Source organism: Limnospira sp., from assembly GCF_051859755.1.
GTDB classification, from domain to species: Bacteria; Cyanobacteriota; Cyanobacteriia; order Cyanobacteriales; family Microcoleaceae; genus Limnospira; species Limnospira fusiformis.
This window is the reverse complement of record NZ_JBIMLI010000016.1, coordinates 15,867-28,544: the sequence shown is the minus strand read 5'-3', so window position 1 is coordinate 28,544 and position 12,678 is coordinate 15,867. Positions and strand designations below refer to the sequence as shown.

General features: G+C 45.6%; 10 protein-coding genes and 1 pseudogene. 7 read left to right on the top strand and 4 right to left on the bottom strand.

What is annotated here, in order from left to right:
• A partial coding sequence (locus ACTIE0_RS04795) for a cadherin-like domain-containing protein (RefSeq protein ID WP_439516850.1) occupies positions 1 to 2,075 on the top strand: 2,075 nt, incomplete at its 5' end.
• A 98-nt stretch (positions 2,076 to 2,173) separates the two neighbouring features.
• Here the strand turns inward: ACTIE0_RS04795 and ACTIE0_RS04790 are convergent.
• On the bottom strand, positions 2,174 to 2,731 hold the full coding sequence (locus tag ACTIE0_RS04790) for a CDP-archaeol synthase (protein WP_235677592.1): 558 nt from the start codon (positions 2,729 to 2,731) through the stop codon (positions 2,174 to 2,176).
• Positions 2,732 to 2,856: 125 nt separating this feature from the next.
• Here ACTIE0_RS04790 and ACTIE0_RS04785 point away from each other — a divergent pair, with 125 nt between their 5' ends.
• Positions 2,857 to 4,368, top strand: a complete 1,512-nt coding sequence (locus ACTIE0_RS04785) for a sensor histidine kinase (RefSeq protein WP_006620817.1) — start codon at positions 2,857 to 2,859, stop codon at positions 4,366 to 4,368.
• A 78-nt stretch (positions 4,369 to 4,446) separates the two neighbouring features.
• Here the strand turns inward: ACTIE0_RS04785 and ACTIE0_RS04780 are convergent, their stop codons facing one another.
• Together ACTIE0_RS04780 and ACTIE0_RS04775 are read right to left on the bottom strand one after the other, a co-directional pair.
• Complete coding sequence (locus ACTIE0_RS04780; RefSeq protein WP_006668063.1) at positions 4,447 to 5,943, bottom strand: hypothetical protein; 1,497 nt, start codon at positions 5,941 to 5,943, stop codon at positions 4,447 to 4,449.
• A gap of 154 nt (positions 5,944 to 6,097) precedes the next feature.
• The gene (locus tag ACTIE0_RS04775; RefSeq protein ID WP_006620819.1) at positions 6,098 to 7,081 is read right to left on the bottom strand and encodes a GntR family transcriptional regulator; all 984 of its coding nucleotides are present in this window, start codon (positions 7,079 to 7,081) and stop codon (positions 6,098 to 6,100) included.
• 177 nt (positions 7,082 to 7,258) lie between these two features.
• Between ACTIE0_RS04775 and ACTIE0_RS04770 the strand changes: the two genes are divergently transcribed.
• From ACTIE0_RS04770 to ACTIE0_RS04750, 5 genes are all read left to right on the top strand, one after another.
• The gene (locus tag ACTIE0_RS04770) at positions 7,259 to 8,005 is read left to right on the top strand and encodes a dienelactone hydrolase family protein (RefSeq protein WP_006668064.1); all 747 of its coding nucleotides are present in this window, start codon (positions 7,259 to 7,261) and stop codon (positions 8,003 to 8,005) included.
• Positions 8,006 to 8,191: 186 nt separating this feature from the next.
• Complete coding sequence (locus ACTIE0_RS04765) at positions 8,192 to 9,076, top strand: S1 RNA-binding domain-containing protein (RefSeq protein ID WP_006620821.1); 885 nt, start codon at positions 8,192 to 8,194, stop codon at positions 9,074 to 9,076.
• Positions 9,077 to 9,151: 75 nt separating this feature from the next.
• Positions 9,152 to 10,099, top strand: coding sequence for an N-acetylglucosamine kinase (locus ACTIE0_RS04760; RefSeq protein WP_006620822.1), 948 nt, complete (start codon positions 9,152 to 9,154; stop codon positions 10,097 to 10,099).
• 287 nt (positions 10,100 to 10,386) lie between these two features.
• Entirely contained in the window at positions 10,387 to 11,745 is a 1,359-nt protein-coding gene (locus ACTIE0_RS04755; protein WP_006620823.1) for an MFS transporter, read from the top strand.
• A 136-nt stretch (positions 11,746 to 11,881) separates the two neighbouring features.
• Positions 11,882 to 12,370 carry a rhodanese-like domain-containing protein gene (locus ACTIE0_RS04750; RefSeq protein WP_006668065.1) on the top strand — a complete coding sequence of 163 codons (489 nt, stop codon included), beginning with the start codon at positions 11,882 to 11,884 and terminating at the stop codon, positions 12,368 to 12,370.
• 61 nt (positions 12,371 to 12,431) lie between these two features.
• Here the strand turns inward: ACTIE0_RS04750 and ACTIE0_RS04745 are convergent.
• Positions 12,432 to 12,678: pseudogene (locus tag ACTIE0_RS04745) on the bottom strand (energy transducer TonB); the annotation flags it as partial.

The following is a 12,678-nucleotide window of genomic DNA, read 5'->3' as shown; positions in this document are numbered from 1 at the left end:
AGGCTACGGCTACCGTCCGCATTACTGTAACTGGAGTTAATGAACCTCCTGTTGCTGTCGATGATAGCAATAGTATCCCGGCGAATACAGTCTTAACTGTAAATGCGGCTCAAGGAGTTTTGGTTAATGATACCGACCCGGAAGGGGGTCCGTTAGAGGTGGTTGATTTTGACTCTAATACTTCTCGGGGTGCTACAGTTACGGTTAATCCTAATGGTAGCTACACCTTTGACCCAAGGGAGGTAGAATCATTTATAGCATTGCAGGAAGGGGAAACTTTAGAAGATACGTTTACTTACACAGTAGCTGATGATATGGGTCTTACAGCCACGGCTACCGTCACCATTACTGTCACCGGGGTTAATGAACTTCCTGTTGTGGATCTGAGTCCTGATGATTCGGGAACCCTTAATTTTGCCACTACTTTCACCGAAAAAGAGCCACCAGTTTTGATCGCTTCTGGTGATGGTGTTAGGATTACCGACCCTGATAATGATAGCCTAGTGGGCGCTACTGTCAGGATTACTAATCTGTTAGATGGGGATTTTGAGGAATTAGCAGTTAATACGGGTGATACCGATATTACGGCTAATTATAATCAAACTACCGGGGTGCTAAGACTCTCTGGGGAAAATTCCCTGAGTGTTTACGAAGAGGTTTTGGCAACGGTAACATATATAAATCGTTCCCTCGATCCAAATACAAGCGATCGCATTATTGAAGTCGTGGTAAATGATGGCAGGGATGATAATAACCCCCTAGCTGTTAGCACTATTTCTGTCGTGGCGGTTAATGACCCCCCTGTAATTGATTTAGATACCACTAACAGTGTCGTCGGCGGCAGAAACTTCGCTACTACCTTTGAAAGGGGAGGAGAGCCAGTGGCGATCGCTTCTAATAATGTCAGCATTACCGACCCAGATAATACTACCATCCAATCCGCAACTATTACTCTGACCAATCCCATCAATGGGGAAGATGAGGGTTTATCCGTCATTGGCGGACTTCCGGGGGGTATCACTGCCGAAACCTATAATCCCGAAACGGGGGTTCTTAGCCTCTCTGGTAGTGCCTCTTTAGCCAACTATCAAACAGCTATTTCCCGCGTGTTTTACAACAATACCTTAAATCGTCCTGACACTACAAACCGCATAGTAATAGTGGTTGTGAATGATGGCAGTGATGACAGTAATGAACCTCGGACAACTATTGATATCCTGCTTATAAATCGGCCTCCGGTGGCTGTGGATTATGGTCCAGTTTACACCAACGCTAGAACTCAATTCTCCTTTAACCCCGTTTCTAATGATACCGATCCAGATGAAGATCCGCTTACCTTAGAAAGTATCAGAGGCACGTCTGACTTCGCACTGGTAACTACTAACGGGAATTTCATCAATTATACTCGACTTCGTGATGACACACTAACTGATGAGTTCTCCTATTTCATTAATGATGGACAGGGTGGAACCGCCACCGCTATGATTAGCGTTGAATGGCTACCCCGACCTACTAATGATCCACAAACAGTTACAGGGGGTGAATTTAGCGACTTTTTGACTGGTGGCGCTGGTAATGATACCCTAATTGGTCTAGGGGGTAATGATACCTTATCGGGATTGGGTGGTAATGATAGCCTAGTTGGTGGTTTGGGGAGTGATTACTTGGTCGGTGGTACTGGTAATAACATTTTTGCCTATGAAACCCCTGATGATGGTGGCGGCACAGCATTTAATGCTGATAGTACAGGTAGTATTACTGAACAAATTGGTACGGGGTTATATGATACGATCGCCGATTTCACAGGTCTGGGAGAGGCGGAAGGAGATGCGATCGCTTTATCTAGTGATTTGATTCCCAATACTGACCGCATTCTCCTAACCGTTCAAACTGATATTTCATCTAATGTCTTGGATGGAAATAATCTGTTTGCTTATGATGATGGTAGCCATACTTACATCATTTATGATGGTGATGGTGATAATACTACCGGGGACGACTCCCAGATTTTAGCCAGACTCCAAAATATCACAGGGATAACCGAGTTATCACCCGATGATTTTCTGATTTTTTAGAGAGTCTCACCCGCCTATAACAGGCGGGTATGTCCTGCTTTTGGGGAGGAATATAGCCAACTCCAGAACCCGCCTCTACTCGTGAATATGGTATGATATTACTTCAACCCTAACCTTTTTCGTAGCCAAGTTGCACCCATAAATAATAAGGGAGTGGCGATTAAACCCACACTGATAAAATGTAGGGGAAAGTGGAAGTAAAAATACCATAAAATCAGAACTCCATAGGTCGAGTCTATATGGTCAAACAGATAAGTAATGATATTCGCTTCTTCTCCCGGGGCAATATTTAGCCGACGTTTGATATAAGAGTTGGGCAATTCTGACAGGTTAAATACCAACCCGGTTAGCAACCCAAATTCAACCGCCTTAAAGTCTTGGAAATGGATAGGAAAATCCGGGTTAATTCCCGCCAATGATTCTAGGAATTGAAACCCGAATACACTCACCATAAAAGTGAGGGGTAGACTAATGAGACCCCGCCATTTTTTGTTTTCGCCAAACCATTCTTTTTGCACGGGTAAGTTTAATAATTGAAACGGTGGAGTTTTCCATAAGAATGCTTCTAAAACTCCTGCCACAAATAACCCGCAGGCTATCCACATCAAATTCAGTAAGTCCCAGGTTAGCATTGATAATATATCAGTTCTTGTCATGGCATGAGATTAATAGAGTCAATTTATTATCCATTATAAATTATCCCGCCCCCATACTTTTGTATACTAACTAGGTACTTGTGGGGGCAAAAAACCCCCACTTTCTCTGGTTATGGTCTCCCCCTATGTTCCAAGCTACTCGAAGACGTTTAGCGATTTGGTACACTGCTGTAACTGCCGTTTTGTTGTTGTTATTTGCTAGTGGGTTTTATCTGTATGTCCGCAATACCTTAATCGATCGCATTGATGACACTCTCAACCATGTCGTCGAGGTAGTAGAGCGATCGCTTGTCATTGAACCCGCCCTCAGCACCATTTCCCCATCTTCCCAGGGGGTGGGGCTTATCACTGTTAATGTCGAAGCCAGTTTTGGCAATAATGTTGATGCTGCTGCTGATGATGACCATATTGATTTAGAATGGTTCAGCCCCACCGGAGAGTTGTTATGGTCTACCCTCTCTCAACCCCTTGATATTCCCCTCCATACCCACCGCAATGGCGAAACTGTCAGGCTAACCGATCATCATTGGTCTTTGGCTAGTCAACTTTCTGGAAATTCTCACCTCACCTCTCAGGAAGTCGTCTTGCGACAGGTCACAGACCGCGTAGAAAGAGGTCGCCAGGTGTTGGGATATTTACGGGTCAGTCATCCCTGGTTTGAGGTCACAAAGCCTATTCGTCAATTATTAACCGATTTGGCTATGGGGGGGGTGATGATTTTAATTTCCGTGGCGGCTATTGGTTGGTTTTTATCCGAATTAGCGATCGAACCTGTGCGAGAATCCTATCAACATCTTAAACAGTTTACGGCTGATGCTTCCCACGAACTCCGTAGCCCGATCGCCACTATTCAAACTAATGTCCAGGTGGCTTTAGCAGAAACTGATGTTAATGCAGATATTCATCAGCAATTACAGGTTATTGAAAGGTTGACCAGACGCTTAGGTCGCTTGGTGGATGATTTGCTATTTTTAGCCCGCACCGATGGTAGAATTGTGGAATCTCAGTTTACTTCTGTTCCCCTCGATGCTTTGCTGATGGAAGTCATGGAGGAACAGTCTGCTAACGCCGAGGCGGCTGATATTAATTTATCACTGAATTTGGTCGATCCTCCTTCCCTGTTGTCGGCGGGTGATACTTTACCCCCAGAAACCGAAACTGATTGGTTTACTATGGAGGGCGATCGCGATCAATTGGTTCGGTTGTTGATTAATTTAGTCAGTAATAGTCTCCGCTATACTCCCAGAGGGGGAGAGGTGTCTTTAACTCTGCAATATCTCCCCAAAAATAAGCGATCGCCGCATCATGGTAACTCCAAAGAATACTACCATTGGCAAGAACAGTTTGAGGGCTTACAGGTGATAGTCAAAGATAATGGTATTGGTATCCCCCCACAAGCTATTCCCCACATTTTCGATCGCTTTTATCGAGTAGATCCAGCCCGCCCCAATTTAGAGGCGGAAAAATCTGGGGAAGTTACTCAGATTTCCGACACCCCCCAGACATCAGGTTCCGGGCTAGGTTTGGCGATCGTATCAGCGATCGTTGATCATCATCGAGGTAAAATTGAGGTGGAAAGTGCAATTAATCAGGGAACAACCGTTACTGTTACCTTTCCCCTGCAACAAAGTAATTGATAATTGGCGTGTTTGGTTGGGTGCTATGTTTGGGCGGGTTATGGTCGTCTTCGCCCGCCCAATATGCTAATAGGGGTATTACATTGAGGGAAAATGAGTGCCGATTTTCTGACCGTCTGGCATATAAACTTGTAGGGGAATCTTAGCATTATCGCTAATAGACTCCAAAGCTACAATCAGTGTATTAACATGGTTTCTCGCCTGCGATCGCGGCTGTGGATTTCCCGCCCTATCTCCAGCAATTGCCGAGTTTTTAATTTGCTGAACATACTCAGAAGTTAACCGGACTGTAATCAAATCACGACTAATGCCATAATTGCAGACTTTCGGATTTCCCGCACAAGTGCGACTGAGATCCCCCCGTGCTTTTTCTAACCGCGATTCAATTTGCACCTGAGTTTTTACCCGTTGCCATGCTTCATTATAACCTCGTATTAGGGACTGCATTTCCAGGTAATAGGAACTACTCTGAGGCACATTATTAGCAAAAGAAATCGCACGACCCCAGGAGCGAGAGGCTTCATTCCAGGCTTCCCTTTCTTCAAAAATGCGGGCTTGGTCAGCATTATTTACCGCTCGGTTATAGGCTTCCAAACCGACCTGTTCAATAGTTTTGCGATCGCGAGCATCTTCCAAGCTGGGCTGATAACGAACCCGTAATAATTGAGCCTCCTGGTAAGCCATAGTACCCGGCGGAATCGCTGCCAGAATATTGGTGGCACTTTGCCAGGTATCATAGACTGATTGCCAACTTTGCGCGTGTCTAGCGACCCCCTGACGCGCCCTGGCGACCTGTGCGGTGTTTTTTGCCCTTTCCAGGGTTTGCTGGGCTTCTCGCTCCAATGAGAGCCGCCCACGGACTGTGGCTAAATTGGCACGATATTGAGTTGAGCGGGTTTCAGCAAAGGGATAAATAATGCTCTCTGGGGTGACTTTTTGTAGTTGAGCGATCGCATCTTCCCATAACTGCTGCATTTTCAGCCAATCATCTATAGGGTGGGGGGGATTTTGACTCATTTGCGCCGCCACCCCAGCCATAGTCAAAGCCGTGACCACAGAACTTAAATTCTGTTGTTCAGACTGATAATCCCTCAATAGCATCCGCGCCTCCAAATGATGAGGAGACCACCAGGGGATATTTTGCAGTAATGCGATCGCTCCTACCAACTCCTGACGAGCCAATCCCGGCGCTCTCGCCGTCGGTACAGTTTCGATAGTATTTTGGGATTGTTGAGCCAAACTCCTCGCCTGGTCAATTTCCCGACATTCCCCAATCACACAGGGACGGGTGAGAGTATACAAACAAGCCAAAGCCACCACCACCCCAACCCCCATTTGAGGAGAGAGCAGAATTTTCCTGAGTAAACCCGGAGATTTCTCAGAGTCACCCTCCGAGCCATCAGTCAGAACCAAATCTTCCAAATCCTGCGGGTCAAAAGGATTTTCAGCATCATCGATCGCAGTATCATACTCCGACTCATGCTCAAAAGGATTGGGTAAATCCGGGGCGACAGATGTATCCGTTGTCGGATAGTTTCTAGTCAATGATGGTTTTTCTTGAAGGGTTGCCTTCATGCTTCACTCCTAACGTAATAATAGGAAAATTGTTAGATTACAGCCTGTTCAGAAATCATCTGATCACATCTCAAAGTCCCTCTCCCCCTCTGGGATCCAGATTTAGGGTGAGGGCAATCTATTAAGCGACTGGTGAACAAGCTGTAGCGAGCCATTAATTTAAGCCTAGTTCCCGCTTGAGCAAATTAATCGACTTGCTACCGATATAATTTTCACAGCAAACCAACTGAGGGGGGCGGATAATCTCCTCACGATTAGCCAGTATGGCATCCTTAACAGCTTTGACACTAGCCTGATCGCAAATCACGACCTTAGCACTGCGAACAATAGCATTAATTCTATAGTCATTTGGCAGTTGAGCAGTCATAACTAATACATCATCCCCCCGCAGACTGTGAATAATCACCTCCGTGGCTCGTAACAACCCCGAACTGAGGCTAATAATTCCCAAATAAGTTCCTTTGGGTAACTGTTGAACCAAAGCAATTTCCTTAGCAAAATCATAAATGTCTACCGGAATGACCCGCACCGACCTCGGACCTGCTACAGCTTCCGCTTGTCCGATAAAATAGCGACTGGTGACCACAGTTCCCGACGGAACCTGTTCTATGGTTTCTGCTAGTTTTTCAATGGGTATGAGTTGGACCGGAATTTTTAGGGCGACTTCTAACTCCTGAGCCATTAACTGACCAATACCAATATCCTGGGTGGGGGCTGTGACTAAGACGCGGGCGCTACAACGTAACCGCCAGTCAATTTCCGCTAAAAATAGTTCGCGGGCTTCATTGAGGCTACAGCCTTGGGATAATAAGTTATCTAAACTCTGTTGAATAATTTGGTTAGCTTGTGGGTAATGCTCCAAAATGGGAGAACTAGCCCGGGAACCGCCTTCATGACCCAAGGCTTTCACATAAATTCCTGACCCGGCTTGGGCTTCTACTAAACCATGGTCTTCCAATTGTCGATAAACTTTACTAATCGTATTGCGGTGTAGTCCTGTCTGCATCGCCAGTTGACGGGTGCTGGGTAAGCGGTGTCCTGGGGGAAACTGGCGAGAAGCTATGGCAAACCGAATTTGGTTAAAAAGTTGATTGGAAGCAGGAATGTCGCTATCGGGTTGAATGTAAAACTGAACCATAACCAATTTCCAGAGGGTCGGTATGAGCAGACTTTAGCCTGCGGTGGGGTTTGACGGTTAGGGGAACTGTCGGGTTTGAGAGATACTTTAAAGTGTAACCAGTAAAGCATGATCAGCCCATGGATGATTTTGGGGCTGGCTTTCCTGTGTTACCGAAAATAACTGAATCATGGAATTATGGCAGATTTAGAAATTCGTACCAATCATGTTACCGTTAAAAATGGCGATCTGAATATCGCGGCTTATCTGGCGCAACCTACCCAGGGGGGACCGTATCCCGGTGTGGTGGTGATCCAAGAAATTTTTGGGGTCAATTCCCATATCCGAGATGTTACCGATCGCATTGCTGGGCTAGGATATGTGGCGATCGCTCCTGCTATTTACCAACGCTTGGCTCCCGGTTTTGAGGTCGGTTACACCGACGCAGATCTGCAATTGGGACGCAAATACAAGGAACAAACTACAGCCCCGGAACTCCTGAGCGATATTCAAGCTACTATTGATTTCCTCAAACAGCAAGATAATGTCAAAAATGCGCCCTTTGGGGCTATTGGCTTCTGTTTTGGTGGTCATGTGACTTATTTGGCTGCTACCCTCCCTGACCTGGGGGCGATCGCTTCCTTCTATGGCGCGGGAATTGTTACCGGAACTCCCGGCGGCGGACCTGCTACCGTTACTCGCACTCCCGAAATTAAAGGGACTCTGTATGGCTTCTTTGGTACCGAAGATCCTTTAATCCCTAATTCTGAGGTTGACCAAATTGAGGCGGAACTGCAAAAATATAAGATTCCCCATCGTATTTTTCGTTATCAAGCCACCCACGGTTTTTTCTGTGATCAGCGAGATAGCTATAATAAAGATGCCGCTGAAGATGCCTGGAAACAAGTTAGGGAACTGTTCGCTCAGGAACTAACCGGATCTTAGGAACTTGGGAAGGCTGGAGGGGTTGGCGATCGCATATCGCTTAACCCTTTCAATTCGGTCTACTAAATGGCTTCTCATCTTAGGATATCTTAGACTTTTGTTCTCAGAGAGCAGCCAAAACTCCGAAATCCAGGGAAAGTGCGAGAACGGGTTAAAGTGTGAATTTGTTTTGGGTTGGTTTATTCTATGACTACAGGAAATCAGTCGTTTTCAATTGATGATTTTGCCAAAGCCCTAGAAGCTCATGATTATGATTTACAAAAAGGGCAAATCGTGACAGGTCGGGTATTTGAGTATGATTCTAATGGTGCATATATTGAAATCAAAGGTGGTAAATCACCCGGATTTTTACCGATGTCCGAAATCTCCTTCACCGCAGGGGATAATCTATCGGAGATTTTACCCCTAGGTGAAGAACAAGAGTTTTTGATTATCCGTGACCAAAACTCCGATGGTCAGGTATTACTGTCTCTGCGAAAATTGCAAGTTGAAAAGGCTTGGGATCATTTGTCGGAAATATCCGAAAATTCCGAAAGTTTACAGGTAGTAGTTACTGGCGTTAATCGCGGCGGCGTGACTGTAGATGCCGATTGTTTGCGCGGATTTATTCCTCGATCGCATCTCCTGGTTCGGGATAATTTAGAGGCTTTGGTCGGTGAAACTATCACCGTCACTGTTCTCGAATTTAATCGCGATCGTGAAAAGCTGGTACTGTCTCAACGTATGGCTTCTCAATCCGTTTCCTTTAGCCAGCTTCAAGTTGGTCAACTGGTAGAGGGAACTGTCGGAAGTATTAAACCTTTTGGTGTGTTTATCGAACTAGAAGGCGTAACTGGGTTGATTCATATTAAGGAAGTTAGCCAAAAATATGTCGGTTCTCTCCCTGATATATTTACCATAGGTCAAACCGTCAAAGCCTTAGTTATTAGCCTAGAAGAGGGTCGCCAGCGCGTGTCTCTTTCTACTCGACTTCTGGAAAATTACCCCGGGGAAATTGTCGATAAATTCCCCGAAGTGATGGATTCTGCCGAAGCACGCGCCGAAAGGGCTCGCAAGTTACTTACAGCTTAAATATCGCCGAAAATCGGGCAGCTTTTTAGTTGCCCGAACCCGTGAATTAACTGATAAAGTGATGGTGATTTATTGATGGTTTATGGACTAGGAATTGATGGGGGTGGCTCGAAAACTGTTTGTCTGTTAATTGACGATCGCTATCAGGTCTTAGGTAGGGGAGAAGCTGGACCCTCGAATTATCAAAGTATCGGTTTGTCCGCCGCCACAATGGCTATTAAAAACGCTATTTCTCAAGCCGTTAGCTATCACCAACCGGGGATTTGTATTGGTAGTTTGGGGTTGGGTTTGGCGGGGGTGGGTCGCCCCGAAGATATCGAAATTGTGCGGGAATTGGTGCGACAAATTCAGTCCAATGAACAACTACAAATTAATTGGAATATTGCACCGGAAAATTTTTTTATTGGCGGCGATAGTCTGATCGCACTCGTGGGAGGGTTGGGTCATGATGTCGGAATTGTCGCTATGGCTGGGACAGGTTCTCAGGTGTTTGGACGTAACCACCACGGGAAAATAAAAAGGGTTGGTGGTTGGGGTTATATTTTGGGTGATGAAGGCGGCGGTTATGATATCGCTGTCCGGGGGTTGCGCGCCGTTATGCGATCGTTTGATGGCCGTTTACCGCCAACTCGCTTGACTCAAGAGTTACTCAATGAACTCGGTTTAAAGTCTCCTGAAAGGCTCATAGAAGCCGTTTATAGGCGTGGTTTAGGGGTGCGAGATATGGCGGCATTATCTACTATTATTGACCGCGTGGCGGCTGAGGGAGACCCCGTAGCAGAAACTATCATAACTGATGTGGCTCAGGAATTGGTTTTGGCTACTCAAGTGGCGATCGCTGATTTATTTAATTCCGGTGATTTTTGCGAAATTGTAACAGTAGGTGGCATTTGGCGCGGCTGGTCAAATTTACGCTCCGAATTTATCACTGGAATTAATGCGATCGCTCCCCAAGCTGAAATAGTATGGCCCCGTCACGAACCTGCATTAGGCGCGGCATTATTGGCTATGAAATTGAGATAACTTAACCTGAACCTTAGATAGATATATAGCCTGTTCAGAAATCATCTGATCACCTCTCAAAGTCCCTCTCCCTGTCTGGGATCCAGGATTTAGGGTGAGGGCAATTTATTAAGCGACTGGTGAACAAGCTGTATATAGCGATCGACATTTGGTATAATAGGAGTAAGCCTATAGGCAAAAAACGCACATCTGCATCTAATCATAGTTACACATTCAACACCCCCCAACTAATTCAACCCATACTCTCTCAAAATATGACCTATAACTGCTGAATAACGATTAAATTAATGACATCCCAAAAACCACATTTAACATTCTTTCAACTCATCAATATGAGTGTCGGATTTTTCGGCATTCAGTTTGGCTGGGGGTTGCAAATGGCAAATATGAGCGCCATTTTTGAACACCTAGGCGCTCAAGCCCACCAAATCCCCATTTTATGGCTGGCTGCACCACTCACCGGGCTATTTGTTCAGCCAATTATCGGTCACATGAGTGACAACACTTGGAACTTTTTAGGACGCAGAAGACCTTACTTTTTAGTCGGTGCTATTCTCAGTGCGATCGCCTTAATTTTCATGCCCAGTTCCTCCAGTCTTTGGATGGCTGCTGGTCTCTTATGGATACTAGATACCTCCGTTAATATCAGCATGGAACCCTTTAGGGCTTTTGTTGGGGATTTACTACCCGAAAACCAGCGAACGCGAGGCTTTGCTATGCAGAGTCTATTCATTGGTTTAGGGGCTGTAGTTGCTTCCGTATTCCCCTGGTTTCTCAACCATGTTTTTGACATCTCATCAGTCGGAATAGACGGACAAGCAATTCCCTTAACCGTCAAATTTTCCTTTTATATCGGCGCGGCCGTTTTTTTGGGGACTGTCCTCTGGACTGTCTTAACCACCCAAGAATATCCACCCCAAGATATCCAGAACTTCAACAATCAAAATAAAGGCGGTATTCTCCAAGGCATAAAAGACATTTGGGATGCTTTCCGAGATATGCCAGAAACCATGGTACAATTGTCCTGGGTACAGTGGTTTACCTGGATGGGAATGTATTGTATTTTCCTGTATTTCCCCCCAGCAGTTGCCCGCAATATTTTTGGCGCAGTTGATCAGGATTCCCTATTATATTCTGAGGGGATAGAATGGGCTGGACTTTGTATCGCCGCTTATAATGCCGTCTGTTTCGGGTTCTCCTTTATCTTACCCCAAATAGCAAAATCCACTAATCGCCAAATTGCCCATTCTTTCTGCTTAATATGTGGGGCGGTTGGATTATTCTCTCTGGCGACCATTGATAATCAATACTTCCTATTCCTACCAATGATTGGTATAGGTATTGCTTGGTCTAGTATTCTATCTATGCCTTATGCTATGTTGGTGGGATGTCTACCACCAGACCGGACAGGTATATATATGGGGATTTTCAATTTCTTTATCGTCTTACCACAAATCACCGTCTCTCTCGGGTTTGGTTGGGTGATGCGAAATCTCCTGAATAATGACCGCCTATCTGCTGTGATTATTGGTGGTGTATTTTTCCTAATGGCGGCTGCTTTGACTCAGCGGGTACAACCAGCATCAACTATGCTTGAAAGTCCTAAGCAACCTGTCACCCAAGCTGATATTACTACCTCTACTTAATTGGTGGCTGTTGGTCTCGCAGGTTAATCTCTCTGAGGCTGGGAATCTACTTTACAGATGCCGATATGGTTTAATAGGGTTGGGGGTAGTTTTGTGGCTACCCTACAACCATCGACCATTGATCTGGTTTGGAATTATGAAACTCAAAAAAGCGCTTTTAGTAATTAGTATCTGCTGCTGGGGATTACTTTTTCCGGTGTGGAATTGGGGGATAATTCCCCCCGCTGAGGCTGCCAAAACACCCGTCATTATTACCCCCAGCGAGGAAGTTTCCCAGGGTGTTGATCAGTTTATTCATAAGTTGCCCCGCGACTATTATAACATAAATAAAATCGCCAAGGTTAAAAAACTTTCCCAAAGCGATCGCGCCTTATTTATTGATGTCCGAGAACCCTCCGAATACAGGCAAGGTCATATCCAAGGAGCAATTAATATTCCCCTACGGACCCTCACCGAACGCCTAGACGATATTCCCCATGACCGCCAGGTGGTTATTTACTGCTCCAGTGGCTACCGGACAGGCATTGCCGTAGCTTCCTTACAACTATTAGGCTACAACAATATCAAAGGATTTGCCCCCAGTATTAATGGCTGGAAAGAAGCAGGAGAACCCTTAGAAAAATAGTCCTCAATCCTCTATTTTCTCATCGGAAAACTGCCCCTTCTCCAACTCTCATAACTCATCACTAATCAATAAATTCCTCCGAAAATTGCTCGGGATTTTCCAGAGAATCCTGTAGTTGTTGAAGTATTGAGCCAGAATGCACCTCTGGTTCCGGTTGTGGTTCCGGTTCGCGGACACTTTCCGGGGCTAATTCTGGGTTAAATTCCTGTTGTGGTTGCGGTTGTGGTTCCGGTTGTGGTTCCGGTTCGCGGACACTTTCCGGGGCTAATTCTGGGTTAAATTCCTGTTGTGGTTGCGGTTGTGGTTGC

Bases quoted from the DNA above. Each gene is read 5' to 3' on its own strand.
- ACTIE0_RS04750 (WP_006668065.1), top strand. From the start codon at position 11,882: ATGAAACTCAAAAAAGCGCTTTTAGTAATTAGTATCTGCTGCTGGGGA.
- ACTIE0_RS04790 (WP_235677592.1), bottom strand. From the start codon at position 2,731: ATGACAAGAACTGATATATTATCAATGCTAACCTGGGACTTACTGAAT.
- ACTIE0_RS04770 (WP_006668064.1), top strand. From the start codon at position 7,259: ATGGCAGATTTAGAAATTCGTACCAATCATGTTACCGTTAAAAATGGC.
- ACTIE0_RS04765 (WP_006620821.1), top strand. From the start codon at position 8,192: ATGACTACAGGAAATCAGTCGTTTTCAATTGATGATTTTGCCAAAGCC.
- ACTIE0_RS04780 (WP_006668063.1), bottom strand. From the start codon at position 5,943: ATGAAGGCAACCCTTCAAGAAAAACCATCATTGACTAGAAACTATCCG.
- ACTIE0_RS04760 (WP_006620822.1), top strand. From the start codon at position 9,152: ATGGTTTATGGACTAGGAATTGATGGGGGTGGCTCGAAAACTGTTTGT.
- ACTIE0_RS04775 (WP_006620819.1), bottom strand. From the start codon at position 7,081: ATGGTTCAGTTTTACATTCAACCCGATAGCGACATTCCTGCTTCCAAT.
- ACTIE0_RS04785 (WP_006620817.1), top strand. From the start codon at position 2,857: ATGTTCCAAGCTACTCGAAGACGTTTAGCGATTTGGTACACTGCTGTA.
- ACTIE0_RS04755 (WP_006620823.1), top strand. From the start codon at position 10,387: ATGACATCCCAAAAACCACATTTAACATTCTTTCAACTCATCAATATG.